Here is a 24,980-nt window from a genome sequence, read left to right as displayed (position 1 = left end):
CGGACTGGCGTTCGAGTACAGTCAAAAACCAATTGCAAATTAAAATCAGTTGGCCTAGCTTACTCCCGTCGCTACGCAGCCGAACTCACGCACATACTCTGTTCAAGAAGGAAGTTGTCATGGCTAAGCTCGTGTTCGGGATGAACCAGTCGCTGGACGGCTACGTGGACCACACGGCCTTCGGGCCAAGTCCCACCCTCTTCCGCCACTTCGTCGAGCAGGCTCAGAGGCAGGCGGGCAGCGTCTACGGCCGCCGGATGTATGAGGTCATGCGTTATTGGGATGAGGATCATCCCGAGTGGAATGCAGAGGAACAGGCCTTTGCAGCGGCGTGGCGGAAGCAGCCGAAATGGGTGGTCTCGCGGTCGTTGACGTCGGTGGGCCCCAACGCCAGCCTTGTCGGAGATGATCTCGAGGGCGCGATGCGCGCTCTAAAGGCCGAGCGTGACGGGGAGATCGAAGTTGCCGGGCCGGACCTTGCGCAAAGCCTTACCGGACTCGGCCTGATCGATGAGTATCACATCTACCTGCATCCCGTCGTGCTTGGCCACGGCAAACCCTATTTCGCCGGGCCCCGACCGCCGCTTCGTCGTGTGAGCCATGATCTGATCGACGAGAATGTGATCAAGCTCACCTATGTTCCTGCCTGATCCCATGAGCGGCAGGGGAGCCACAGTCTGCGGAGGGCCCGCCGATGCTGCGAACTCACCGCGCCAAAACTTCTCAAGCTGGTGAGTTCGAAAGCCTTTCAAAGCGGCACGCCGGCGCAGGTCTAGCGACCGGCGCCAGCGCGTCGCAAGAAGCCCGCCGGCTTCAGCGGCCGTAAGTGACCTCGATCGAGGCCTTGTCGAGCGTGTTTGCTCTGACATAGAAGCCGACCATGGCGCCTGGCGCGGTATCGGGAAGCGGAATCTTGTCGACCGAGAGCGCGTAGACGGTGAACTGGTAGCGGTGCGGCTTATCGCCGGTCGGTGGGCATGCGCCGCCGTATCCGGAGGTGCCAAAGTCGGTATGTCCTTCCACGGCGCCAGCGGGAAGTTTCTTGTCACCGCTTGCGCCAGTGGCAATCTTGGAAGCATCTGCCGGGATATTGAACACGGACCAATGCCACCAGCCGGAGCCTGTTGGCGCATCCGGATCGTAAGCCATGACGGCGAAGCTCTTGGTTCCCTCGGGCGCGCCCGACCAGACCAGTTCCGGCGAGATGTTCTTGCCCGAGCAGCCGAAGCCGTTGAAGACCTGCGCATCGGCCATGGTCTTGCCGGCGGCCAGATCCTTCGAGGTGAGCTTCATTTCGGCGTGGGCGGCCGTGGCGCCGAAGACGGAGGCGGTCATAAGTGCTGCTGTGATCAAACGCATTGTTGTTCTCCTTGCTTGACGATGCCGGGAAACTATCGTCACCGCGCCAACGCATCTGCCCCGCTCTGCTCAGTTTCTGCCCCGATCCGCTCAAAGTGCTCGGGGCCGCTGCGTACATGACGCGGGCTGACGCCAAACCGCTCCTTGAAGCGTGCGGAAAATTGCGACGGCGAATCGTAACCGACCTCCAGCGCAACCTGGGCCATCGGCAAGGTCGTGGTCTGAATGAGTGCCAGAGCGCGGTTCATCCGGGTATCGCTCAATATCTCGCTGAAGCCGGTATTCTCTGCGGAGAGCCTGCGCCTCAGCGTCGCCTCACTCATGTTGAACAAGCGCGCAGCTTGCGCCAACGTCCAGGCAGCGGCGGGATCAGCTTCGATCATCCGCCTCAGCCGGTCCTCAAGCCGGGAGCTTTCGCATCGGCCGAGCACCGCCCCATGGAGCGCGAACCAGGTGACCAGTTCCATCAGACGAGCCTTGGCGATAGCACCAGGAAGCCGTTCCAGATTGCCCGGCTGGCAGCAATACTCAAACAAGGCCGCAGCTTCCTCCGGCAGGCTCGAGGTGCTGGCCGGAAGAGGCCTCGATGGCACGGCGACCGATCCCATCCTATCATATGCATCCTCGAAAAGCTGTCGCGGAATGGGAAGCGCCAGGGTCTGATATTTCTGCGGCGCCTTGGGAATGTTCTCCATCGTCAACGGCCGGTAGTCGGGCAACAGGCCGTAATCCCCAGCCTCCAGGCGCAAAGGCTTGTCATCCGACATGACGATCTTCGTTCCAGACTGGACCTGGATCAGCAGCGGGCTGGTCGTGACGAGGCGATGGAAACAGGCTCGCCCACCCTGGCGGATCACTGCCCTGGTCGGAATGGGAAAGACGTCGTCGAGCATATGTTCTCCGCCAGCGGGATGGTCAGAACGGCGACCGGAGCAGCCAGCATGACGTCGCCCGCTTCACCATCCAACTGAAGGCTCGAAATACCAAAACCACATGCTCGCAGCAACCATGCCGGCGGCACGGCACTTGAGTAGGTCTAGCGACCGGCCGACCGGCGCACATAGTCGACCAGCGCGCGCAGTTTCACTGGCTGCCTCTGGCGCCTGGGATAGTAGAGGTAGAAACCAGGAAAGGGCGGGCAGAAATCCTCCAGCAGCGGGATGAGCTCGCCGCGATCGACATAGGGCGCGAAGGTTTCCACCATGCCGAAGGTGATCCCGGCCCCGGCGCAGGCCATGCGGATCATTATTCCCATGTCATTGGTCGTGACCACGGGATCGACGGCGACATCGAAGTCGCGGTCATTCTCGGTGAATTCCCAGCGATAGGGCGCGGTATCCGGGCGCGGCCGCCATCCGATGCAGGCGTGGTTCTGCAGGTCGCGGGGATGGTGAGGCGAACCGTGACGCTCGAGATAGCTTGGCGATGCGGCGGCGCATTGTCTCTGTTGAGACGAGACCGGTACCGCGATCATGTCCTGCTCGATCACCTCGCCCAGTCTCACACCAGCATCGAAGCCGGCTTCGACGATGTCGAATTCGTCATCCGTGATGGTGATATCGAGCTTGATGCCGGGGCAGGCCTGCAGGAATTCGGTCAGCAAAGTCCCGGATAGGAAGCGCTCGGCGATGGAGGAAACAGTGACCCGCAGCAGGCCGCTCGGGCGCGCTTGCATGTCGCGTACCGTCTGCATCGCATCGCTGACCTGGCGCATCGAGGGACGAACCGCCTCAAGGAAGACTTCGCCGGCCTCGGTCAGGCTGACGCTGCGCGTCGTGCGCTGAACCAGGGGCGCACCAAGCCGGTCCTCAAGGCGCTGCAAGGCCTGGCTGACGGCGGAACGGGTCACGCCGAGGCGCTCGCCGGCGAGCCGGAAATTCCGCGCCTCCGCTATGGCGAGAAAGACTGAAATGCCTTCGAGATCATTGGCCATTGGTTAGCAATGCTAACCAAGCCATTCGGCATTGGCAACTTAATCGCGCGGCTCGCCAAGACTATGTTCTGTCGAGGGCTAGGCATGAGCTAGCCCCGAGTGCTGCCCGCGTCGAAAGGAAGAGCGATGCCAAAGTTTTACCGCAGCCCAGTTCTGCATCTCTTCACCGCAATCATTCTAACTGGCACGGCGCTCCCCACGTGGCCGGCTGACGCCTCGAACGAGCGAAAATCCAAGTTCCAACAGCCAAGCGAGAACACCATGCAGCAGCATCCCTATGTCGGAATGTGGGTCACCGACGACGGCCGCGTCCGACACGAACTCCTGCCCGACAATCGTTACGACGAGGCCCGCGGACGCCGGGAGAGCGCCTATCGCGGACGCTACGAAGTCACCGGAACACATATCGAGTATTGGGACGATACCGGCTTCACCGCCGATGGCGATTTCGTCGACGACAACACGCTCCATCATGGCGGCATGGTGCTTCGCCGCAAATGACCCCCGCACACCGAAAAGGCCGCATAGGACGGCCGGAAAGGATGACGACATGTCTTCCACCACACCCATCTGGTTCATTACCGGCGCATCATCCGGCCTCGGCCGGGCACTCGCCGAAGCGGTTCTGGCGCGCGGCTGGCGCGCTGCCATTACGGCGCGCAAACCCGATACACTCGGCGACCTCACGGCAGCACATGGCGAGCGGGCGTTGACCCTCGCCCTCGACGTAACCGACGGCCGCTCTATCGCTGCTGCGGTCCGTGAAGCCGAGGCGCAGTTCGGCGCCATCGATGTCCTCGTCAACAATGCCGGCTATGGCTACCTCTCGGCAATCGAAGAGGGCGAGGATGCCGAGATCCGCGCCCAATTCGAGACCAATGTCTTCGGCTTGATCGCCGTGACCAAACAAGTTCTGCCTGGCATGCGCTCGCGCCGGCGGGGGCATATCTTCAACGTCTCCTCGCTCGGCGGGCTCGTCGCCTTCGCTGCAACCGGCTACTACCATGCCACCAAGTTTGCGGTGGAAGCCCTGTCGGAATCGCTGGCCCATGAGGTCGGTCCGCTTGGCATCCGTGTGACGATCCTGGAACCCGGCGGCTTCCGCACCGATTGGGCCGGCCGCTCGATGGTCGAATCCAGCACGATCCTCGAAGACTATGCCGAGACCGCGGGCAAGCGGCGCCAAGCCACCCGCTCGGTTTCCGGCAAGCAGCCGGGCGATCCCGCACGCGCGGCAAGCGCAATCATATCGGCCTTCGAGGCGGGCGAGCCGCCGCTGCGGCTGCTGCTCGGGGCAGCTTCCCTGAAGATCGCCCGCGATCGGCTCGATACGCTGCGCGCCAATTTCGATGCCTGGGCGGAGACGACGCTCAGCGCCGATTTTCCGGACTGATCGCTACGAAAATCCTCAACCTGCTCATGGAGCTTGAAATGTCTGATATCGAAGGAAAAGTTATTGCCATCACCGGGGCGAGCAGCGGCATTGGAAAGGCCACGGCAAAAGTGCTGGCCGCCGCCGGCGCGCAGATCGTGATCGGCGCGCGCCGCAGCGACCGCCTGGAGGCGCTCGCCGGCGAAATCGAAGCCAAGGGCGGGAGGGTGCGCCTGCGAAAGCTCGACGTCACCAACCGTTCCCAAGTGGAAACCTTTGCAGGCTTCGCCAAGGCCGAATTCGGCCGGCTCGATGTCATCATCAATAATGCCGGCGTCATGCCGCTTTCGCCGCTCGAGGCCCTCAAGGTCGAGGAATGGGACCGGATGGTCGACGTCAACATCAAGGGCGTTCTCTACGGCATAGCGGCCGCTCTTCCGATCATGACGGCACAGGGATCGGGGCAGATCATCATCTGTCCTCGATCGGCGGCCACAGCGTCTCGCCGACGGCCGCCGTCTATTGCGCGACGAAATACGCGGTTCGGGCAATCTCGGACGGACTGAGGCAGGAGACAGATCGCATCCGCGTCACCGTCATTTCTCCCGGCACGACGACCTCGGAACTGGCCGAGACGATCACCGATCCGACCGCGCGGGATGCGATGAAGGCTTTCAGGGCGGTCACCATCAGCCCGGAAGCCGTCGCCGATGCGATCCTCTACGCCATCAGCCAGCCCGATGACGTCGATGTCAGCGAGATCATCATCCGGCCGACGGCCAGCCCGCATTGAGCCGCCGGCATTTCGCCTAAAAACCTAGCGATTGCTGCGCGGGCGGCGGCGGGGCGAGGCTGACGCCTTCGAGCTCCAGCATGCGGGCCTTCGATGACGAACCGCCGGGAGCGGAGAAGCCGCCGATCTTGCCGCCGGCGGCCAGCACCCGGTGGCAGGGAATAATCAGCGCGACTGGGTTTTTCGCCATCGCCTGGCCAACATCGCGGGCCGCTTCCGGCCCGACGCCAAGCTCCTTCGCCAGCGCGCCATAGGTGGTCGTGCGGCCCCAGCCGACACGCCGTGCCGCCGCATAAATATCCCTGAAGAAGTCATTCTGGCCGGCAAGATCAAGTTGGACGCCGGAGAAATCGGTTTCCTCCCCTTGGAAATAGCGCTTTACGGCCGCGACCGTCTCCAGCACCTCAGGCGTCGGGGCGCCGGGTTGGGCATCCGGCAGGCGGCGCAGCAGCAGCCGTTCGGTCGCTTCTGCGGTTTTCGTCGGCAATTGGAAACGGGCGATGCCGGCGTCGCTCCAGGCGATGCCGCAGAAGCCGCTTGATGTTTCGAAGATGAGGTAGTGATGTATCGTCTCGGCCATGACACAGCCTCCGCGTTTTCGATCTCCCAAAGGATCCTATGGCGAGACCCTTGTTTCAACCCGTTTCTTGCGCAGGTCGTTCTTTTTTTGTTCCTAACGGCTTGGAAGGCGATGAAGTAGGCACTTTTGATGTTTCGTGCATCATTTCGACGGCGAGGCAAGATCATCATAGCGGCAACCTGCTTTTCTTCGGGCCTCAGTGAGGCAAGGGTGGCGGTGAGGCTTGCACTCGCCGGTTTTCCGCGCATAAAGCTGGTCGGGCTGGTGAAGCAGAGCAAGGACAGCATGGACATTTCGGAGATCAATATCCCGGGCGATACGCCGGGAACGGAGTGGCGGCTGCCCGTGCTGCATTTTGCGGGCCATGATCCGGAGGCGCCGAAGACCTATATTCAGGCGGCGCTTCACGCCGGTGAGCTGCCGGGAACGGCGCTCCTGCATTTCCTCTCTGAGCGCCTGCGGCGGGCAGAAAGCGAAGGGGCAGTGGCGGGCGACATCACCATCGTGCCGCAGGCCAACCCGATCGGCGCGGCGCAAGCGCATTTCGGCGAATTGCAGGGCCGTTTCGATCTCGGTTCGCGCACCAATTTTAATCGGGATTTTCCGCTGATCAGCGTTACCGATCGGGCGATGCTGACGGAAGATCCCAATGATTGGCCGGCTACCGACCAGCTGAAGCGGCGGCTTCTGGATATGGCGCTCGGCGCCGATCTCGTCCTTGATCTGCACTGCGACGACGAATCGCTGCAATATGCCTACATCGACGAAGCCTTCTGGCCGGAGGCAGCCGATCTTGCCGCCGCGCTCGACATGGAGGCGGTGCTGCTGTCGGATGGCGAGAGCTCGGCCTTCGAGGAGGCCGTCGGCTTTGCATGGAAATATGCGGTTCCCGGCGAACGACAATCCCGGCTGCCGGGCAAGCTTTCGGTCACGGTCGAGCTGCGCGGCAAGCGTGACGTCGATCCGATGCTGGCGAAGCGGGATGCAGACGGGCTCTGGCGTTTCCTCGTGGCACGGGGGATCGTGAGCGGCGAAAGAACGACGCCGGCCATGTTTGCCGGTCCCGCCGTGCCGCTCGACAATGTGGAGATCATCCGCGCTCCTGAAGGCGGCGCCGTGCTCTTCCATCGCACGATCGGCGACAGGGTTGCAGCGGGTGAACTTCTGGCGACGATCGTCACCCGGCCCGGTCAGCCTGACGGCAGCATCGACCTCCATGCGCCGCAAGACGGGCTGATCCTGACCCGAACCTCGGATCGGCTGGTCCGCCGGCGCGGCGACCTGATGAAGATCGTCTGCGCCGGCCCGAGCAAGGCCGCACGCAAGGCCGGCGCACTGGAGAGTTGAGCAAGCGCTGCCCGGGAGAAATGCCGGGCGGCATTTGCGCCGGCTCTCGCCCATGCTATCCCGCTGCCATCACAGGGAGACCGATCGGGCATGGCCGTCACCATCTATGGGATCAAGAATTGCGACACGATGAAGAAAGCCCGCCGCTGGCTGGAAGAACACGGCGTCGCCTATGAGTTTCACGATTACAAGGCGCTCGGCATCGACCGGACCCATCTCGAAGCCTGGATCGACGAAGCCGGTCTCGACACGGTGCTCAACCGCGCCGGCACCACCTTTCGCAAACTGCCCGATGCCGAGCGCGAGAATCTGAACCGGGAAAAGGCGATCGCGCTGATGCTCGACCAGCCGTCGACGATCAAGCGGCCGGTGCTGGAGACGGAAGGCAAGCTCTTGATCGGCTTCAAGCCGGAGAATTACGCGGATATGTTCGGACGCTGAGCAATGTCCAAGACCACGCGCGCGACACAGGTTCTTTCCCAGGCTGGCGTCGCCTTCACCATCCACACCTATGATTATGACCCGGGCGCGGAGCGCGTCGGGCTGCAGGCGGCGGAAGCCCTGGGCGAGGCGCCGCAGCGTGTGCTGAAGACGCTGATGGCCGAGGTGGACGGCAAGCCGGTCTGCGTCGTGGTGCCGTCGGATCGTGAAGTCAGCATGAAGAAGCTCGCCAGCGCCTTTCGCGGCAAGTCGGCCAATATGATGAAGCCGGCCGATGCCGAGCGGCTGACCGGCTACCATGTCGGCGGCATCAGCCCCTTCGGCCAGAGGAAGGCCGTGCCGACGGCGATCGAGGAAACCGCTCTCGCCGAACCGCTGGTCTATATCAATGGCGGACAGCGCGGGCTGCAGGTGCGGCTTGATCCGAAGGATGCGCTGAAGGCATTGAAAGCGGTCGGTGCGTCATTGATCGCCTGATCAGAGGAAACGAGCGAGCAGACCGGAAATCGCCTTCGCCTCGTCATCGGCAAGCTTGCTGCCGACATGGGCCTCGATCGCTGCCGCATAGACAGTCCACATCCGGGTGCGAAGCGTTCGGCCGGCATCGGTAATCAGAACCCAGCGCCCGCGGCCATCCCCAGCGAAGACCTCGCGCCGGACCAAGCCCTCTCTTTCCAGCCGGTCGATCAGCCGAGAAAGACTATACTGCGCCAGCAAGGTCCGCTCCTCGATCTCGTAGGGCCGCAGCTTGCCGTCTTTCGAGCGCGCCAGTTCCCACAGCATGTCATACCAGGCAAGCGGCGGCATGCCGGTCGCTTTCAGATCGGCTTCGATCGCGGCGAGCAGCCGTTCGCGCGCGCGCATGATGCTGATCCAGGCAGAGGTGACGGCTTCGCTCGGCTTCGGTGTTTTTACCATAGATGCAAATACATCTATCTTGCACAAAGCCGCAAGGGGCTATTATATGCAAATGCATCTATCAAACCAGCGAGGAGACGTTCATGAGCAGGCTTACCCTCATCAGCCACCATCTCTGCCCCTATGTGCAACGCGCCGCGATCGCACTTCGCGAAAAGGGTGTTCCCTTCGAACGCGTCAACATCGACCTTACCGACAAGCCGGACTGGTTCCTGCAGATCTCGCCGCTCGGCAAGGTGCCGCTGCTCAGGATCGAGGACGAAGAAGGCGGCGAGGCCATCCTCTTCGAAAGCAGCGTCATCTGCGAATATCTGGAGGAGACGCAGGTGGGGCCTGCCCTGCATCCTGCCGATCCGCTCAGCCGCGCCCGCCATCGCGGCTGGATGGAATTCGGCTCATCCGTGCTTTCCGATCTCTGGGGGTATGAAACCGCCACGGACGTGGAACAGCTGGAGGCCAAGCGCAAGACGCTGATCGCCAAGTTCACGACGCTCGAAGGAGCACTCGCGGACGGACCTTATTTTTCCGGCAGCAGCTTCAGCCTCGTCGATGCCGTCTTCGCGCCGATCTTTCGGTATTTCGATGTTTTCGACAGGCTGGGAGATAGCGGCATCTTCGAGGGGCTCGAGCGGGTGACGCGCTGGCGGAGCGCGCTCGGCGAACGGCGAAGCGTGAAAGACGCCGTCGGCGAAGATTATCCGCAGCGGCTGATGGAATTCCTCGACAAGCACAAGTCGATCCTGCTCGGCCTGCCTGCCGCCGCTTGACGCTTGCGCTGAAACCGGTCGGGCATCGCGCCGGCCGGTTTCAAATCGGCAGCAGCGCGCTTCATTTTCGCCGCAAACGGGTCTAAGTCTTTCAGCCTCTCAGAGCGGTTCAGCTTTTCACGAAAGCGCAGAACCGCTCTAATCTTTCGAATTTACGCAACTCCGAACGGAAAACCGCTTCGCACTTTTCCTGGAATTGCTCTAGCGTCGATGACAGAAGGCAGGTTGAACCATGACTTTCATGCCCCAGAGCCAGAACACCGTTGATCCCGTCAAGCTCGAGAAGCTCGCGGAAGTCGCCGTCAAGGTCGGTTTGCAGCTGCAGAAGGGCCAGGACCTGGTGATTACCGCGCCTGTCGTGGCGCTGCCGCTTGTCCGCCTCATCACCAAACACGCTTATCAGGCCGGCGCCGGGCTGGTGAGCGCCTTCTACTCCGACGAGGAAACGACGCTGGCGCGCTTCCAATATGGCAGCGACGAGAGCTTCGACCGCGCCTCCGACTGGCTCTACGAGGGCATGGCCAAGGCCTATGCCAACGGAGCGGCCCGTCTGGCGGTCGCCGGCGACAATCCGATGCTGCTTTCCGAACAGGATGCCGGCAAGGTCGGCCGTGCCAATCGCGCCACATCAACCGCCTATAAGCCGGCGCTGGAAAAGATCTCGAATTTCGACATCAACTGGAACATCGTCTCCTATCCCAATCCCTCCTGGGCCAAGGTGGTCTTCCCCGACGACCCCGAACCGATCGCAATCGCCAAGCTCGCCAAGGCGATCTTTGCCGCCTCGCGTGTCGATGTCAGCGACCCCGTCGCCGCCTGGGCGGAGCACAACGCCAATCTCGCCAAGCGCTCCGCCTGGCTGAACGGCGAGCGTTTCGCCTCGCTGCATTTCCAGGGGCCGGGCACCGATCTGACGGTCGGCCTCGCCGACGGACATGAATGGCACGGCGGCGCCTCCACCGCCAAGAACGGCATTACCTGCAATCCGAATATTCCGACCGAAGAGGTGTTCACCACGCCGCATGCATTAAGGGTCGAAGGCCATGTCTCGAGCACCAAACCGCTGTCGCATCAGGGCACGCTGATCGACAATATCCAGGTGCGCTTCGAAGGCGGGCGGATCGTCGAAGCGAAGGCGTCACGTGGCGAAGAGGTCTTGAACAAGGTGCTCGATACCGATGAGGGCGCGCGCCGGCTCGGCGAAGTGGCGCTCGTGCCGCATTCCTCGCCGATCTCGGCGAGCGGCATCCTGTTCTACAACACGCTGTTCGACGAAAACGCCTCCTGCCACATCGCGCTCGGCCAGTGCTACTCCAAGTGCTTCCTCAACGGCGCGACCCTCAGCCACGAGCAGATCAAGGCGCAGGGCGGCAATTCCAGCCTGATCCACATCGACTGGATGATCGGCTCCGACAAGGTCGATATCGACGGCATCACACCGGACGGTTCGCGGGTTCCGGTGATGCGACAGGGCGAATGGGCCTGAGCGGCATCATCGTGCGCTGACTGAGCCAGACGCCGGCAAGCACCAGGGCGAAACCGGCGATCTGCATCAGCGTCAGGCTCTGGCCGAGCGCCAGCCAGCCGAGCAGGGTCGCGACCACAGGGCTCAGAAAACCGAGCGAGGAGATCGCCGACGGCTCGATGCGCGACAGGCCGCGGAACCAGAGCAGATAGGTGAAGGCTGCACCGACCAGACCGAGATAGGCAATGCCGGCAATGTTTGCGATGCTCGGCGACGGCAGCGCCGGTTCGAGGAAGAGCGCAAAGGGCACCAAGAGAATGCCGCCTGCCGACAGTTGCCAGGCGGTGAAGGTGAGGTTCGAAACCGGCGGCGCCCAGCGCCGTGACAGCACGGTGCCGAACGCCATCGAGACGGCGCCGGCGATACCGGCCGCGACACCCACGGGATCGAGGCTCGCCTTCGGCGTCAGCACCAGCAGCGCGACCCCGGCCATGCCGGCGAGACCGGCCAGCACGGCAAGTGGCCGGACCGGCTTGCCGAGGAAAAGCCGCGACAGGGCGATGACGATCAGCGGCTGCACGGCACCGACGGTCGCGGCAACGCCGCCGGGCAGCCGGTAGGCGGAGACGAACAGCATCGCCCAGAAGAACGAGAAGTTCAGCGCGCCGAGAAGGAAGGCGCGGCCCCACCAGACGCCCGTCGGCAGCTTCCGAACAATCAGCAGCAGAAGCAGGCCCGCCGGCAAGGCGCGCAGCAGAGCGACCGTCAACGGATAGCCCTGGGGCAGGAGGGATGTGGTGACGAAATAGGTGCTGCCCCAGATGGCGGGGGCGACAGCGGTCGTCAGCACGTCCGCCAAGTATCGGGAATTTGTCTTCATCTCAAGAATCTCTACTTCAAGATAAATTCGAGCATAACGCAATTTATCTTGACGTCAAGATATGCGGTGGTATCCATCCCGCATGGGTGAAGCGAAGCAAGATCACGTCGACCGGATTCTGGCGCAATGGCGGCGCGAGCGGCCGGATCTCGATGTCGAACCGATGGGCATTCTCGGGCGCCTGAAACGCCTCGGCACCCATCTCGGCCGCGAAGTCGAAGCCGTGCTCATGCAGCACGGGCTTTCCACCTCGGCCTTCGACGTGCTGGCCACACTTCGCCGCTCCGGCGCACCTCATCGGCTTTCGCCGGGTGAACTCCTGGAAATGACCATGGTCAGCTCCGGCACAATGACGAACCGGATCGACCAGTTGGAGAAAGCGGGCATGGTCGAGCGCATCGTCAATCCGCAGGATCGGCGCAGCGTGCTGATCGCCCTGACCGAAAAGGGGCTCGCCACCGTCGAAGAAGCTGTCGGCGCCCATGTCGCCAATCAGCAGCGGCTGACGCGCAACCTGACGGCTGAGGACAAGGCCGCGTTTGACCGGCTGCTGAAGAAATTCCTCGCGGATTTCGAATAATCAGACGACAGAGAGCGCCTTGCGGACTCGCTCCAGATGCGCCTTGCGCCTGGCCTTCGTCGCGCGGTCCATGTCGTGCAGGCTCAGCATGCGGAAGACGAGCTTCTTCGAACAGAAATTGGCGATCCCGCGCTTCAGCAGGCGGCGGACGGGATTGCCCATATAGAGATGCACCAGCCACCAAGGCGAGCCCGTCGTCGTCAGCGCATAGAGCAGCCTGATATTGGTGAGCTCAGGCACGATCCGGCCGCCGGCGGCATCATGGGTGAAGGCCACACCTGGCGCGAAGACGCGGTCGAAAAAACCTTTCAGGATCGCTGGGAAATTGAACCACCACTGCGGAAAGACGAGGACGAGACCATCGGCCGCCTTCAGCCGGGCAACCATATCGGCCACATCAGAGGTGTCGTAGGGCATATCGAAGTAAGCACGGCGCTCGGCCTCGGAGAGGCGTGGATCGAAATTCTCAGCATAGAGATCGAGGAGATCGACCACATGACCGGAGGCTTCCAGCGCTTCGCGAGCCGTGTGCGCCATCGAGGCGGCAAAACTTTCCGGCAGCGGATGGGCAAGCACCAGCAGGATCCGCATCTTTAGAAAAGGCTTCCCTGCTTCGTCGGCTCCGCCGGTTTTGTGCTTCGCTTCTTGGCGCCACCAGGTGGGATGCCGCCTTCCGTCGTCATCGCTCCGACACGGCCGTCGGCAAATTCGATGGCGATGCCCATGCCGGCGGAGAGTGCGGCCGCCTGCGAGACCGGCTTGTTGTCCTCATCGCGAATGACGGCGTAGCCGCGCTTCAGCACGTTCTTGTAGGAGAGCGACTGCAGCACGCGATCCTGCGCCGAGAGCTCGGCGCGGGCGCGTGTCAGCTGGTGGCGGATCGCCGTATCGGCATGGCGGGAAAGATTGCCGAGACGTTCGCGGGAGCGGTCGGTTTGCGCTTTCAACCGTGCGGGCAGTGAAGCAAGAATCGCCTCGGCGCGCTCGACACGTGACGTCGAGCGGTCGATCAGCCGCTCGACCGTGCGCTCGGCCCGCACGATCCGCTCGTTCAGCGTCTGGCGACGCTCGGCAATGCGGCCGGAAAGCAGATCCGATCGCAGATGCGCGGCGGCGCGCTCGAAGCCGCGCCGCTTGTTGATGGTGTTGAGCTCCAGCCCGCGACCAAGGCCGGCCGCCGCCTCGTCGAAGCGGCGGCGCGGCAAGGCGAGAAGCTGATCGAGCGAAGGCAACGCCCGCATCAGACTACGGACGGACTGGCGGCGCTGATCCATCTGCCGGTTCATGCAGCCCTGCAGGCGGGCGGCAAGCGCCGCGGCCTGCGCCTCAAGCTCCGCCTTGACGGGCACAGCCATTTCCGCCGCCCCGGTCGGCGTCGGAGCGCGGACATCGGCGGCATAGTCGATCAGCGTCCAGTCGGTTTCATGGCCGACGGCCGAGATCAGCGGTATGCGGCTTTCGGCAGCAGCGCGCACGACGATCTCGTCGTTGAAACTCCAGAGATCTTCCAGGCTGCCGCCGCCGCGCGCGACGATCAGCACATCGGGGCGGGGGACGGCGCCGGCGGGCTCCAGCGCATTGAAGCCGCGAATAGCGTTCGCCACCTCCTCGCCGGATCCCTCCCCCTGGACCTTCACCGGCCAGACGAGGACATGCACGGGAAACCGATCGGAGATGCGGTGAAGGATATCGCGGATGACCGCGCCGGTCGGCGAGGTGACGACGCCGATCACATGCGGCATGAAGGGCAGCCGCTTCTTGCGGGCTGCATCGAACAAGCCCTCGGCGCCGAGCCTGCGCTTGCGCTCCTCGATCAGCGCCATCAGCGCGCCGGCGCCTGCCGGCTCAAGCGTCTCGATGACGATCTGATATTTCGAGGAGCCGGGAAAAGTGGTGACCTTGCCGGTGGCGATCACCTCCATGCCTTCCTCGGGGCGGAACTTCAGCCGCGAGAACGTGCCCTTCCAGATAACGGCGTCGATACGGGCGCGGTCGTCCTTCAGTGCGAAATAAGCGTGGCCGGAGGAGTGCGGACCGCGATAACCGGATATTTCACCGCGCACGCGAACCTGGTCGAATGCGGTTTCGATGGTGCGCTTGATCGAGCCGGAAAGCTCCGAAACCGAATATTCGGCAAGGTTGGTCGGCGAATCGCTGTCGAAGAGGTTGCTCATCCCTCCTTTCTATTTCCATTGACGGGAAACGTGAAGGTCGCGACCGCCGGCGAGACCCGTTTTCCCGTTTGCTGAACCGTTGGCGTGGCAGGGTCGCCGCCGTTCCATCATTCATGCCTTGGCCATTGCGTGCATGCGGTCGTTGCAGCGGCAAGAATGACAAGAAAAACGGGAAAATCCATTTCATCGGGGAACGCAAAGATAAAAAGCGCGTTTTACCCGAAAGGGATTGCTAACCACCGCAATACAAAGGATTTTCAGCCGAGAGAGCCGGTAAATCTTTGTTAGTTGGCGCTTCCTATGCTTCCCCTCGTTCTCTCTGGGAAGGTGCTGAAATGATTATTCTCACAGCAGCAGCATTGGGCATCAGCGCCGGGTTAATGCGCTCGGCCGCAGTGATCGCTTTGGTCGCCGCGCTGATCGGAATGACCTTCACGCTGGCGGCGATAACCTCGCCGGGGCCAGTGTCACTTCTGGCGCTTGTTTATGCCATTCTCGGCTATAATGGCGGCCTTATCCTCTTCGTGCTCGGGCTTTATGCCAGCGATCGCCTGCGAGCCGTCCGCACGTCTCACTGACGTCAGCGCAACATGAAGGCTGCCGCCGTCAATTCGCCGTCGGCCGGTAGCGGAAGAACTGGACGCCCGTATCCGGGCCCTTCGCCAGCGGTTCCAGATAAGGCGGAATATTCCCCTTGCCGAGTTCGGCATAGAGCCCATCCGGCTTCAGTTTGGCGAGTTCGCGCGTCTGCAGGTCCTTAGGGCAGAAGGCAAGCGCCGTGACACCAGCCCCCTTCAGGAAGGCTTCCGCCTCCTGCGGCTTTGCCAGGCCGATATGCATTTCCGTCAGCATGCCGCCCTGATCGCGATGATAGGGGGCGGAGAGAACCCGGTTCTGCGTGAAGCGGAGGATCGGCACGCCCATTTCCGATGGCGCGGAGATCAGGCCGGGCGGCAGCTCGGCAAGCGGCGCCAGCGCCTCTTTCGATGTGCAGGAAAGCGCCTTTGTCGGCTCTGTCGCCTTCTGCGCGGCGTTCTCCATCTGCATTGAGACAAGGCCGCCGCCGACGGCCCAGACCGCCGGAACGCTTGCGAGTACGGTCATCACATAGACGAAGGCGACGGCGACATTCTCGCTGTCGCTGTTGGAGATGCGCCTGACGTCGATGATCAGCAGGGCGAGCGGCAGGATCGAAAGCAGGTTCGAGAAGGCAGAGCCGCGCACCTGAACCAGCGCGATCGCCCAGCTCGTGGCGAGCAGAAAGAGCAGGACCAGGTGGATTTGCACGCGGTCACGCTGAATGATGCGAAAGATGCAGACGGCGACGCCGAAGAGGCCTGCCGCATAGAAGGCGCCGACCGAGGTGGGATCGGTGCGCGCCAGCGCCAGGAGCGACTGGGCTTCCGAAATATGCCGCAGCCAGAGTTCGACCAGCATCGGATCGAGACTGCCCAACGGATCGCTCAGGCATTGCGGTGCGATGACGATCGCCGCACCGAAAACGCCGGCGCCGACAAAGGCGAGTGCGGCAAAGCGCAAGGGCCGACGCAAGCCGCTCGCAAAAACGGCCGAAAACAGCAGCAGGCCGCCACCAATCGCCGCCAGACTATAATAGCCGAGCGAGAGATTGTCGCAGGTGACCATCGAATAGAGCCGGGGCGGCACCGTTGCGAAGAAAAGAATGTTGATCGCAATCGTCAGCGACAGCCCGAAGGCCCGGGCGGCGATGGCGAAATTCTCGCCTTCCCATGCCCAGAGCAGGGCGACGGTGAGGCAGACGGCGGCGACGAAAGGGGTGGTCTCGGCGCCGATGGCGATGGCGACAGCCGCCGCAACGCCGGCGACCGCGTAGCTCCAACCGCGACGCTCGGGATCCACGAGCATCGCCACCATCGTCGCGACCAGCGCCAGTTGCGCATTGTGATGATCGATGGCGCCCGGGGCGAAGCGGTTTCCGGTGTAGATCGCCGGAGCGGTGAGACCGAGGGCGATATGCATGCCCGCAACGCCGCCGATCCGCCGGCCGGCAACGCCCATGGCGAGCATGGCAGGAAAGATGAGTGATACCGGCCAGACGGCGAGCGCCAGCGCCTCAGCGGTTTCACGCGGCGCAAACAGGCCGAAGAACCAGATCAGCGAAGCGATCGGCAGATCGATCAGCCTCGACCAGTGCATCAGCGTGCCGCCGGCAAGGCCGAGACGATATTGCATCAGATCGAACCAGCCCTGGCCGGCAAGAAAATCGCGAACCTCGACGAGACGCATGCCGTCGTCATTGTCGGGACCGACATAATCGGTGGCGCCGTGGAATTTGGTAACAAGGATAACGGCGGCGAGGATAACACTATAGGCAATGACAGCCGGCCACAGACGCGTCAGCAGCCCCCCGAGCCGGTTCCTGCGGGTGGCGGTGACGGCGGATGCATCAGCGATCGGCTGCACGGCGTTCATCGTGGTTAGCGCTTCGTTTCCAGATGCCCGAACCTTAACGGGCGCCGATCAAGAAAGTGTAAAGCCGTCTGCGGACGCAGCCGATTTTGCCTGCGTCATAGCGTCTTATTAACGCTGCGTGATTTAGGCTGGTGACGGCTTTCAATGTAACGAGTGTAGAGTCATGGCCCGAACGCTTACCCATCACCCGGACATTGCCGTCCTGCTTCCCTGCTACAACGAAGCTGCGACGATCGGCGCTGTGGTCCAGGGCTTCCGGGCGACGCTGCCGGATGCCGCGATCCACGTCTACGACAATAATTCCACCGACGGGACCGCGCTGCAGGCGATGCTGGCCGGAGCGCATGTCGTGCGCGAGCGGCGGCAAGGCAAGGGGCATGTCGTGCGCCGCATGTTCGCCGACATCGAGGCCGACATCTACATCATCGCCGACGGCGACGGAACCTATGCGCCTGGCGATGCCGAGGAGCTGGTGCGGACGCTTCTCACCGAGCGCGCCGACATGGTTGTGGGAACCCGGCGCGGCGTGCATGCCGATGCCGGCCGTCAGGGCCATGCGCTTGGCAACCGGCTTTTCAACCTGCTCTACCGGACGATCTTCGGCCCCGACTTCACCGATATCTTTTCCGGCTACCGCGCTTTCTCGCGCCGCTTCGTCAAGAGTTTCCCGGCGGTATCCGGCGGCTTCGAGATCGAAACCGAGATGTCGGTGCATGCTTCCCGGCTGAAGCTTCCGGTCAGCGAGCTGGAACTTGACTATGGCCGCCGCCCGGAAGGCTCGCATAGCAAGCTTTCGACGTTCCGCGACGGCGGAAAAATCCTCTGGATGTTCGCGATGCTGATGAAGGAAACCCGGCCCTTCGCCTTCTTCAGCGCGATCAGCGCAGCCTTCATGCTGACGAGCCTCGGCTTCATGACGCCGGTGCTGGCGGAATATTTCGACACGGGCCTCGTCAGCCGCATGCCGACCTGGGTGCTGTCGATGGCGCTGATGATGATCTCCTTCATGCTTTTTACCGCCGGCGTCATCCTGGATTCCGTGGCCCGGGCCCGGGCCGAGCAGCTTCGCATCCATTATATGAGCCTGGAGACCCCGAGTGCGGCCAAGACGCCGCTCGCCGACGCCAAACCGGCATCGCGTGAACGGCCCGGCAAGGCGGATGCGGCATGAGAAAGCTCGTCCGCTTTGCGATCGGCGGCGGCATCGGTTTCCTTGTCGATGCCGGCATGCTGGCGGCGCTGCTCCACCTGACGCCGCTCGGGCCGTTTCTGGCCCGGCTCGTCGCCATCGCGACGGCAATGGCGGCCACCTGGGCTTTCAATCGCAGCTTCACCTTCGATCGCTCCGGCCGTTCGCTTGCCGCCGAGGGCTTCCGCTACGGCTCGGTCGGCGTGACGGCAGCGCTGGTCAATTACGGGCTTTACTCTGCACTGCTGCTTTCGCTGCCCGCGCTTCAACCGCTGGCGGCCATGGTGATCGCCAGCGTCGCCTCGATGGTCTTCAGCTTCTTCGGCTATTCGCGCTTCGTCTTCCGCCCGGAATGAGCGGAATGATCAGACCGCCTCCCAGCCGTCCTTCTCGCTGGCGCGGTAGATCGCATCGATCACCTTCTGGTTCAGCTTCGAGTTTTCGAGCGTGACGATCTCTTCCTTGCCGTTCTTGACCGCGCGAGCGAAGGCCTCGACTTCGCGCCTGTATTGGCGGCTGTCCTGATAGCGGAAGATGCGCGATTCATTGTGGCTGCGATCGGCGAGTTCGATCTCTTCCGGCCCCCAGCGATTGGCGTTGAAGGGCGACTTCACCTCGATGTAACCTTCGGTGCCGTGGAAGACCATGACCTGGCGGTTGGCCATCTGTGTCGAGACATAAAAGCTCAGCTCGAAATCGCCGAAATCGGCCTTGACGCTCGAATAGACATCCGTGCCGAAATCCGGGTCGCGCTCAGTGATCGCCTGGACCCAGAGCGGCTCCTTGCCGGTGGAAAAACGCGTGCTCATGACGGGATAGACGCCGATATCGGGAAGGCCGCCGCCGCCGAGTTCAGGAACGTTGCGCATATTGGCGGGGTCGCGGTTGAAATAGGTGAAAGCGCCCTGCACATGCCGAAGCGAACCGATCGCACCCTCGCCGATCAGCGAACGCACCTTCTGCCAGACCGGGGAATAGGTGACCATATAGGCTTCGGTCACCACCACGCGGTTGCGGTCGCGGGCAGCGATCACCGCGTCGATATCGCCGGCCTTCAGCGCCAGCGGCTTTTCGCAGAGCACATGTTTGCCGGCATCAGCTGCCTTGATCGACCATTCGATATGCTGCGACGTCGGTAGCGGGATATAGACAGCGTCGATGACGTCGGAAGCCAGCATTTCTTCATAGGAGCCGAAGGCATGCGGCACGGAGAAGCGATCGGCCATCACCCTTGCCCGCGCCAGATCGCGGCTGGCAATCGCCGTGACGACGCAATTTTCCGCGTCCTGGATGGCGGGAACGACATTGTCGCGGCCGATCTTCGCCGTTGAAATGATACCGAAACGCAGCATGTGCGAGCCTCCCAAAACCGATATTCGCGAACCATATTCAGGCCTCCGCCGCGACGCAATGGCGCGACATGAAATTGCGGAAGCCGGGTTTGCCTGGCGCCGGGATCGCGCTAACTTGGCCGGACGGCGTTCCGCCGTTTCCGCGATTCAATACAGCCTTAGATATTTCACCCATTTTGGAGAGCCTTATGGAAATGCGCCGGCTTGGAAAAACAGGGCTTTCGATCGCGCCGATCGTGATCGGCGGCAATGTCTTCGGCTGGACGGCCGACGAGAAAACATCCTTTGCCATTCTCGACGCCTTCTTCGATGCCGGTCTCAACACGATCGATACGGCGGACGTCTATTCCGCATGGGTTCCCGGCAACAAGGGCGGCGATTCCGAGGAGATCATCGGACGCTGGCTGAAACAGGCCCGGATCTCTCGCGACAAGGCGGTCATCGTCACCAAGGTCGGCTCGGACATGGGCCAGGGAAAGACGCTCAAGGCGAGCTACATTCTGACGGCAGTCGAGGCGTCGCTGCGTCGGCTGCAGACCGACTATATCGATCTCTATCTCTCGCATTGGCCGGATGCCGACACGCCGCACGAGGAAACGCTCGGCGCCTTTGCAAAGCTGAAGCAGCAGGGCAAGATCCGCGCCATCGGCTGCTCGAACTATGATGCCGATCTGCTCCAGGCGTCCTTCGACGCAGCCGAGAAAGCCGGCCTGCCGCGCTACGACGTGCTGCAGCCGGAGTATAATCTCTACCAACGCGCCAGCTTCGAAGGGCCGCTTGCCGATCTCTGCGTCCGTCAGGATATCGGCGTCATCACCTATTTCGGCCTCGCCGCCGGCTTTCTCACCGGCAAATACCGCAGCAAGGCCGACACGCAGGGACGGGCGCGCGAAGGCCGTGTTTCGCAATATCTCGACGAAAAGGGCCTGCGCATTCTTGCCGCGATCGACAAGGTTTCCGCCGAGACTGGCGCCAAGCCGGCGGAAATCTCGCTTGCGTGGCTGTTGCGCAAGAAGGGCGTGACGGCGCCGATCGCCAGCGCGACCAGCCTGTCACAGCTCGAAAGCCTGGTGAAGTCGGCGACACTTTCCCTTTCCAATGATGCAATGGCGCTGCTCGACGAAGCCGGCGCTGAAAGAAAAGAGTCATGACCGTAACGATACGTGATGCCCGCCCCGAGGATGAAGCCCGCTGGCGCGAACTTTGGGCAGCCTATCTCGCCTTTTACGAGGTGACCATCGATGCCGATATCACCGACCAGACATGGCGCCGGGTCTTCGATCCGGCCTCGGCGATCGCGATGCGCGTCGCCGAGATCGACGGCAGGATCATGGGCTTTGCGCTTTTCCTGACGCATGAGGGCAGCTGGATCCGCGGCAGGGACTGTTATCTCGAAGACCTCTTCGTCGATGCCGGTGCGCGCGGCAGGGGCGTCGGCCGGGCGCTACTGGACGATCTCGTCGCACTCTGCAAGGCGAACGGCTGGTCGCGGCTCTATTGGCATACGAGCGAGCAGAACAAGACGGCCCGCGCGCTCTACGACAGCTATGTCGAGAGCGACGGCCACATCCGTTACCGCATCAGTTTCTGAGTGCCGGAAATCCTTCGTAGAAAACGGCGTGGTCACCCTCCCAGTTCGCCATGCCCGGCTTGGTCAGGATGCCGCGCGGCCTGACATAGCTCTGGATCACCCGCTTCGGCCGTTCGTGCCATTGAATGTTGAAGGCCCAGAGCTTTGGAAAGAAGCAGAGCGAGGCGTAGGGCAGATGGTCGTGGATCCACCAGGCGAGCCGCTGCCAGTCGCTTTCATCGCGATAGCGGTCGATCATCCAGGGCACGGCAATGCAGACGGCGGCGCCCATGCAGCCGTCGAGATCCCTGATATCCCAGATGTGATGCGCAGCCGTGGCGGCATTGGTGGAACAGTTCAGATTGTTCGCGTTGCCGAAGCGGTTGACCGCGGGCGAGCGGTAGCCGGAGCGGATGTGAAGACGCCCGAACGTCGCTTCCAGCGGCTCCAGCAGTTCCTCGCAAAGTCTTTTACCGGCTTCGATCGCCAAATCGGGATCCTCGGGGATATTGGGAATGCGGTAGAAATCGGCGATCTCCGAATGCAGGAAATCGCGGAAGAAGAAGTTTTGCGACAGGCGCACGCGGCCGAGATCCTCCAGACCTTTCATCGAACCCGGCTTTCGCATGATCTTTTCGTCCTCCACATCGGCGGCAGGATGATTGCTCGGCACGGTTTTCCAGTCCACCCGAAATCGATCGGGAACAAATTGCGCGATCTTCGCTTCTTAGTGTGTCGCCGCATTCGCGGCCTTTCCCAAAACAAGGATCGAGAAAATGGCCAAGGAAAAGACGTTGGAAGATCTCTTCTACGACACGCTCAAGGACATCTATTTTGCCGAGCGGCAGATATTGCGCGCCCTGCCGAAGATGGCGCGCGCCGCCCAGTCCTCCGAACTGAAGGCCGGTTTCCAGAAGCATCTCGAGGAAACCGAAGCCCAGGTCGAGCGCCTGCAGCAGGTTTTTGAAAAGATCGGCAAGCGCGCCCAGGGCAAGACCTGCGAGGCGATCCAGGGCATTATCGCCGAGGGCGAAGAGATCATGGAAGAATTCAAGGGCACACCGGCGCTGGATGCCGGGCTGATCTCGGCTGCCCAGGCGGTCGAGCACTATGAAATCGCCCGTTACGGCACGCTGAAGACATGGGCCGCAACGCTCGGCCAGAAGGATGTCGTCGCCCTGCTCGACCAGACGCTGCAGGAGGAAACGGCCACCGACAAGATCCTTACCAAGCTCGCTACGACGGCGGCAAACCAGAAGGCAAAAGCCGCCTGAGGAAACGAGGCAAACGAGCGGCGGCCCTCACCGGCCGCCCGCATCCCTCGCCACATATCTGAAGAAATCGATGAAGGCGCGCAGCGCCGGCCGCATTTGCCGCCGGCTTGGATAATAGACAAACGGCCCGGGATAGGGCGCGCACCAATCCTCCAGCACCCGCACGAGCCTGCCGGCCGACAGCTCGGTGTGCACCCGCATGTCGAAGAGATAGGCAAGACCGGCGCCGTTCAGCGCGGCAAGAAGGGCCAGCCGGTCCTCGCTGACAACAAGCGGTCCGTCGACCGCGACGATCAGTTCCTGCCCATCCTTTTCGAATTCCCAGCGATAGATGGAGCCGTTGGTGAAGCGTCGCTTGATGCAGCGATGATGGACGAGATCGCGCGGGTGCTCCGGCTTCGGATAGCGCTCGAAATATTCGGGCGAGGCCGCAATCACCGTCGTCAGATTGGGCGAGATTCTGACGGCGATCATATCGGCCTCCAGGCTCTCCTCCAGCCGGATGCCCGCGTCGAAACCCTCCTTGACGATGTCGGTGAAGCCGTCCTCATTGGCGATCTCCAGCGTGATATCGGGATAGGCGTTGAGAAAATCACCAAGGCGCGGGGCGAGCAGGATATCGGAGGCAAAGCGCGGCGCAGTGACGCGCAGGTTTCCGGCCGGTTTGCCGCGCGTATCGTTGACCGCCTCCAACGCGACGCCGATCTCCTCGAGCGCCGGACGCAACCTTTCGAGAAGCAGCCGGCCTTCCTCCGTCGGCGCGACACTGCGGGTCGTGCGCGCCAGAAGCCTGACGCCGAGACTTTCCTCCAGGCTCGATATGGCATGGCTGACCGCCGACGGTGCGACGAGCAGTTCCTTGGCCGCGGCCCGGAAGCTGCGATGTTCCGAGACGGCAGCGAGAACGGCGAGTTGAGAGAGTTGCCTTCTGTTCATTGATCGAAATCATAGAACAGGCTGTTAGAAACTGCATGCATTTTTTGATTGATGCGGTGCCGATATAGTCTGCCCGTACCGCCATGATCCCCCAGGCGGTTCGACGCCAGCTCAGAAAAGGAGCGCATCATGAAAACCAGAAAACTCGGAAACGATCTCACGGTCTCTGCCGTCGGCCTCGGCTGCATGGGCATGAGCTTTGCCTATGGCGCCAGCGACGAAGCGGAATCGGTGAGGACACTGCACCGCGCCGTCGATCTCGGCGTCACCTTCTTCGACACGGCCGAGGTCTATGGCCCCTTCACCAACGAGGTTCTTCTCGGAAGAGCGCTGAAGCCCTTCCGTGACCGCGTGGTGATCGCCACCAAATTCGGCTTCAAGATCGATACCAGCCAGGCCGGCGCTGCCGCCATCGCCGGCGTCGACAGCCGTCCCGAACATGTACGTGCTGTCGCCGAGGCCTCACTCAAGCGTTTGGGCATCGAGACCATCGATCTGCTCTACCAGCACCGGGTCGACCCCAACGTGCCGATCGAGGACACGGTCGGCGCCATGGCCGAGCTTGTGAAGGAAGGGAAAGTTCGCGCCCTCGGCCTCTCGGAAGCCGGCAGCGCCACGATCCGCCGCGCGCATGCGGTCCATCCAATCGCAGCGCTGCAGAGCGAATATTCACTGTGGACGCGTGATCCCGAAGAGGATGTGCTTGCCACCTGCCGCGAACTCGGCATCGGTTTCGTGCCTTACAGCCCGCTCGGCCGCGGTTTCCTGACAGGAGCGATCCGCAAGGCCGACGACCTTGCCGCCGACGATTTCCGCCGGCAGGTACCGCGTTTCCAGGCCGACAATTTCGATGCCAATGCGGCGCTTGTCGCAACGCTCGAAAAGCTTGCGGCTGCAAAAGGCGTGACGGCGGCGCAGCTGGCGTTGGCCTGGGTGCTGAACCAGGGCGACGACATCGTGCCAATCCCCGGCGCGCGCAAGCTTCACCACCTCGAACAAAATGTCGCTGCTGCCGATATCACGCTCAGCGCGGAGGAGCTCGATCAGCTCGGCGAAGCGATCCCAGCGGCACAGGTCGCCGGCAAGCGCTATTCGAATGCCTCGCTTGCCATGACGAACATTTGAAAAATGGACAAGCCCGGCCGGTCGCACAGGTCGGGCTTGCCTTCGCGGCCGGCGAAACTATCTAACCTCATCTCGGAGAACGGGATGGAAACATGTCGGACAGGCAGGCAGTCGAACAGACGGTTCATCTCTATGTCGAAGGCATGGCCTTCGCCAATGCGGCAGCCTTGAAGAAGGCCTTTCACCCGAAAAGCTCGATCATCGGCTATTACCAGAATGCCGTCGAATGGTTGACGCGGGACGAATTTATCGCCGCGATCCTGGCCGAGGAGCCGGCCCCTCCCGGCACGCAGCCTTTCATGGACATTCAGAACGTCGATGTCGAGGGTGACGCTGCAAGCGTGAAGGTCACCGACGATTTCGCCGGAATGCGCTTCACCGACTATCTTTCGCTGCTGAAGATCGAAGGCCGATGGGTGATAGTCAGCAAACTCTATCATCTGCACACATGAAAGGACCGGCCGCTTGTGCGAC

29 protein-coding genes and 1 pseudogene are annotated in these 24,980 nt (G+C 62.4%); 18 read left to right on the top strand and 12 right to left on the bottom strand.

What is annotated here, in order from left to right; translation table 11 throughout:
* The first annotated feature begins 119 nt into the window (after positions 1-119).
* On the top strand, positions 120-650 hold the full coding sequence (locus QWJ46_RS11450; protein ID WP_302751219.1) for a dihydrofolate reductase family protein: 531 nt from the start codon (positions 120-122) through the stop codon (positions 648-650).
* Positions 651-813: 163 nt separating this feature from the next.
* Here QWJ46_RS11450 and QWJ46_RS11445 read toward each other — a convergent pair whose 3' ends face one another.
* From QWJ46_RS11445 to QWJ46_RS11435, 3 genes are all read right to left on the bottom strand, one after another.
* Positions 814-1,359 carry a YbhB/YbcL family Raf kinase inhibitor-like protein gene (locus QWJ46_RS11445; RefSeq protein WP_302751218.1) on the bottom strand — a complete coding sequence of 182 codons (546 nt, stop codon included), beginning with the start codon at positions 1,357-1,359 and terminating at the stop codon, positions 814-816.
* 38 nt (positions 1,360-1,397) lie between these two features.
* Positions 1,398-2,252 (bottom strand): AraC family transcriptional regulator, encoded by an 855-nt coding sequence (locus QWJ46_RS11440; RefSeq protein ID WP_302751217.1) that lies wholly within the window; start codon positions 2,250-2,252, stop codon positions 1,398-1,400.
* 143 nt (positions 2,253-2,395) lie between these two features.
* Entirely contained in the window at positions 2,396-3,292 is an 897-nt protein-coding gene (locus QWJ46_RS11435) for a LysR family transcriptional regulator (protein ID WP_302751216.1), read from the bottom strand.
* Positions 3,293-3,418: 126 nt separating this feature from the next.
* Between QWJ46_RS11435 and QWJ46_RS11430 the strand changes: the two genes are divergently transcribed.
* The 3 genes and pseudogenes from QWJ46_RS11430 (at position 3,419) to QWJ46_RS11420 (ending at position 5,457) form a co-directional block, all read left to right on the top strand.
* Complete coding sequence (locus QWJ46_RS11430) at positions 3,419-3,793, top strand: Atu4866 domain-containing protein (protein ID WP_285191965.1); 375 nt, start codon at positions 3,419-3,421, stop codon at positions 3,791-3,793.
* Positions 3,794-3,842: 49 nt separating this feature from the next.
* Complete coding sequence (locus QWJ46_RS11425; RefSeq protein WP_302751215.1) at positions 3,843-4,685, top strand: oxidoreductase; 843 nt, start codon at positions 3,843-3,845, stop codon at positions 4,683-4,685.
* A gap of 38 nt (positions 4,686-4,723) precedes the next feature.
* A pseudogene (locus tag QWJ46_RS11420) lies at positions 4,724-5,457 on the top strand (SDR family oxidoreductase).
* A gap of 16 nt (positions 5,458-5,473) precedes the next feature.
* On the opposite strand, the gene QWJ46_RS11415 reads toward QWJ46_RS11420, so the two are convergent.
* Complete coding sequence (locus QWJ46_RS11415; protein WP_302751214.1) at positions 5,474-6,037, bottom strand: methylated-DNA--[protein]-cysteine S-methyltransferase; 564 nt, start codon at positions 6,035-6,037, stop codon at positions 5,474-5,476.
* A gap of 285 nt (positions 6,038-6,322) precedes the next feature.
* On the opposite strand from QWJ46_RS11415, the gene QWJ46_RS11410 reads away from it, so the two are divergent.
* The 3 genes from QWJ46_RS11410 (at position 6,323) to ybaK (ending at position 8,302) form a co-directional block, all read left to right on the top strand.
* A complete protein-coding gene (locus tag QWJ46_RS11410) occupies positions 6,323-7,384 on the top strand; it encodes a succinylglutamate desuccinylase/aspartoacylase family protein (RefSeq protein WP_302751402.1) in 1,062 nt (353 codons plus the stop codon).
* A 90-nt stretch (positions 7,385-7,474) separates the two neighbouring features.
* Entirely contained in the window at positions 7,475-7,825 is a 351-nt protein-coding gene (locus QWJ46_RS11405) for an ArsC family reductase (RefSeq protein ID WP_302751213.1), read from the top strand.
* 3 nt (positions 7,826-7,828) lie between these two features.
* Complete coding sequence (gene ybaK / locus QWJ46_RS11400; protein ID WP_302751212.1) at positions 7,829-8,302, top strand: Cys-tRNA(Pro) deacylase; 474 nt, start codon at positions 7,829-7,831, stop codon at positions 8,300-8,302.
* On the opposite strand, the gene QWJ46_RS11395 is transcribed toward ybaK, so the two are convergent.
* Positions 8,303-8,743, bottom strand: a complete 441-nt coding sequence (locus QWJ46_RS11395) for a MarR family winged helix-turn-helix transcriptional regulator (RefSeq protein ID WP_184460442.1) — start codon at positions 8,741-8,743, stop codon at positions 8,303-8,305.
* A gap of 83 nt (positions 8,744-8,826) precedes the next feature.
* Here QWJ46_RS11395 and QWJ46_RS11390 point away from each other — a divergent pair, with 83 nt between their 5' ends.
* Together QWJ46_RS11390 and QWJ46_RS11385 are read left to right on the top strand one after the other, a co-directional pair.
* Positions 8,827-9,510 (top strand): glutathione S-transferase family protein, encoded by a 684-nt coding sequence (locus QWJ46_RS11390; protein WP_302751211.1) that lies wholly within the window; start codon positions 8,827-8,829, stop codon positions 9,508-9,510.
* A 232-nt stretch (positions 9,511-9,742) separates the two neighbouring features.
* The gene (locus tag QWJ46_RS11385; protein WP_302751210.1) at positions 9,743-10,996 is read left to right on the top strand and encodes an aminopeptidase; all 1,254 of its coding nucleotides are present in this window, start codon (positions 9,743-9,745) and stop codon (positions 10,994-10,996) included.
* On the opposite strand, the gene QWJ46_RS11380 is transcribed toward QWJ46_RS11385, so the two are convergent.
* Positions 10,944-11,855: an EamA family transporter gene (locus QWJ46_RS11380; protein ID WP_302751209.1), complete on the bottom strand. Its 912-nt coding sequence runs from the start codon at positions 11,853-11,855 to the stop codon at positions 10,944-10,946. The genes QWJ46_RS11385 and QWJ46_RS11380 overlap by 53 nt on opposite strands.
* An 82-nt stretch (positions 11,856-11,937) precedes the next feature.
* On the opposite strand from QWJ46_RS11380, the gene QWJ46_RS11375 reads away from it, so the two are divergent.
* Positions 11,938-12,435, top strand: coding sequence for a MarR family winged helix-turn-helix transcriptional regulator (locus QWJ46_RS11375; RefSeq protein ID WP_184460438.1), 498 nt, complete (start codon positions 11,938-11,940; stop codon positions 12,433-12,435).
* Here QWJ46_RS11375 and QWJ46_RS11370 read toward each other — a convergent pair whose 3' ends face one another.
* Positions 12,436-13,026, bottom strand: a complete 591-nt coding sequence (locus QWJ46_RS11370) for an NAD(P)H-dependent oxidoreductase (RefSeq protein WP_184460437.1) — start codon at positions 13,024-13,026, stop codon at positions 12,436-12,438.
* 2 nt (positions 13,027-13,028) lie between these two features.
* On the bottom strand, positions 13,029-14,609 hold the full coding sequence (gene xseA / locus QWJ46_RS11365) for an exodeoxyribonuclease VII large subunit (RefSeq protein WP_302751208.1): 1,581 nt from the start codon (positions 14,607-14,609) through the stop codon (positions 13,029-13,031).
* 335 nt (positions 14,610-14,944) lie between these two features.
* Between xseA and QWJ46_RS11360 the strand changes: the two genes are divergently transcribed.
* Positions 14,945-15,187: a hypothetical protein gene (locus QWJ46_RS11360; RefSeq protein WP_184460435.1), complete on the top strand. Its 243-nt coding sequence runs from the start codon at positions 14,945-14,947 to the stop codon at positions 15,185-15,187.
* 28 nt (positions 15,188-15,215) lie between these two features.
* On the opposite strand, the gene QWJ46_RS11355 is transcribed toward QWJ46_RS11360, so the two are convergent.
* Positions 15,216-17,060 (bottom strand): hypothetical protein, encoded by a 1,845-nt coding sequence (locus QWJ46_RS11355; RefSeq protein WP_302751207.1) that lies wholly within the window; start codon positions 17,058-17,060, stop codon positions 15,216-15,218.
* Between the two features lie 163 nt (positions 17,061-17,223).
* On the opposite strand from QWJ46_RS11355, the gene QWJ46_RS11350 reads away from it, so the two are divergent.
* Together QWJ46_RS11350 and QWJ46_RS11345 are read left to right on the top strand one after the other, a co-directional pair.
* Entirely contained in the window at positions 17,224-18,231 is a 1,008-nt protein-coding gene (locus QWJ46_RS11350; RefSeq protein ID WP_302751206.1) for a glycosyltransferase, read from the top strand.
* Positions 18,228-18,605 (top strand): GtrA family protein, encoded by a 378-nt coding sequence (locus QWJ46_RS11345; RefSeq protein ID WP_184460432.1) that lies wholly within the window; start codon positions 18,228-18,230, stop codon positions 18,603-18,605. The genes QWJ46_RS11350 and QWJ46_RS11345 overlap by 4 nt, the downstream gene beginning before the upstream one ends.
* A gap of 9 nt (positions 18,606-18,614) precedes the next feature.
* Here the strand turns inward: QWJ46_RS11345 and QWJ46_RS11340 are convergent, their stop codons facing one another.
* Positions 18,615-19,601 (bottom strand): Gfo/Idh/MocA family protein, encoded by a 987-nt coding sequence (locus QWJ46_RS11340; protein ID WP_302751205.1) that lies wholly within the window; start codon positions 19,599-19,601, stop codon positions 18,615-18,617.
* Positions 19,602-19,789: 188 nt separating this feature from the next.
* Here QWJ46_RS11340 and QWJ46_RS11335 point away from each other — a divergent pair, with 188 nt between their 5' ends.
* Entirely contained in the window at positions 19,790-20,752 is a 963-nt protein-coding gene (locus QWJ46_RS11335) for an aldo/keto reductase (RefSeq protein ID WP_302751204.1), read from the top strand.
* Complete coding sequence (locus QWJ46_RS11330) at positions 20,749-21,192, top strand: GNAT family N-acetyltransferase (RefSeq protein ID WP_184460429.1); 444 nt, start codon at positions 20,749-20,751, stop codon at positions 21,190-21,192. The genes QWJ46_RS11335 and QWJ46_RS11330 overlap by 4 nt, the downstream gene beginning before the upstream one ends.
* Here QWJ46_RS11330 and QWJ46_RS11325 read toward each other — a convergent pair.
* On the bottom strand, positions 21,182-21,799 hold the full coding sequence (locus tag QWJ46_RS11325; RefSeq protein ID WP_302751401.1) for a hypothetical protein: 618 nt from the start codon (positions 21,797-21,799) through the stop codon (positions 21,182-21,184). The two genes, QWJ46_RS11330 and QWJ46_RS11325, sit on opposite strands and share 11 nt — an antisense overlap.
* Positions 21,800-21,947: 148 nt before the next feature.
* Between QWJ46_RS11325 and QWJ46_RS11320 the strand changes: the two genes are divergently transcribed.
* The gene (locus tag QWJ46_RS11320) at positions 21,948-22,445 is read left to right on the top strand and encodes a ferritin-like domain-containing protein (RefSeq protein WP_210629533.1); all 498 of its coding nucleotides are present in this window, start codon (positions 21,948-21,950) and stop codon (positions 22,443-22,445) included.
* 27 nt (positions 22,446-22,472) lie between these two features.
* Here QWJ46_RS11320 and QWJ46_RS11315 read toward each other — a convergent pair whose 3' ends face one another.
* Positions 22,473-23,381, bottom strand: coding sequence for a LysR family transcriptional regulator (locus tag QWJ46_RS11315; RefSeq protein WP_302751203.1), 909 nt, complete (start codon positions 23,379-23,381; stop codon positions 22,473-22,475).
* Positions 23,382-23,510: 129 nt separating this feature from the next.
* On the opposite strand from QWJ46_RS11315, the gene QWJ46_RS11310 reads away from it, so the two are divergent.
* The gene (locus QWJ46_RS11310) at positions 23,511-24,506 is read left to right on the top strand and encodes an aldo/keto reductase (RefSeq protein WP_302751202.1); all 996 of its coding nucleotides are present in this window, start codon (positions 23,511-23,513) and stop codon (positions 24,504-24,506) included.
* Positions 24,507-24,598: 92 nt separating this feature from the next.
* Positions 24,599-24,958, top strand: a complete 360-nt coding sequence (locus QWJ46_RS11305) for a nuclear transport factor 2 family protein (protein ID WP_011423650.1) — start codon at positions 24,599-24,601, stop codon at positions 24,956-24,958.
* Positions 24,959-24,980: the final 22 nt, after the last annotated feature.

It is taken from the genome of Rhizobium sp. CBN3 (genome assembly GCF_030518245.1).
Taxonomy (GTDB): domain Bacteria; phylum Pseudomonadota; class Alphaproteobacteria; order Rhizobiales; family Rhizobiaceae; genus Rhizobium; species Rhizobium aethiopicum_A.
The sequence above is the reverse complement of the archived record's forward strand: the minus strand, read 5'-3'. Positions and strand labels throughout refer to the sequence as shown.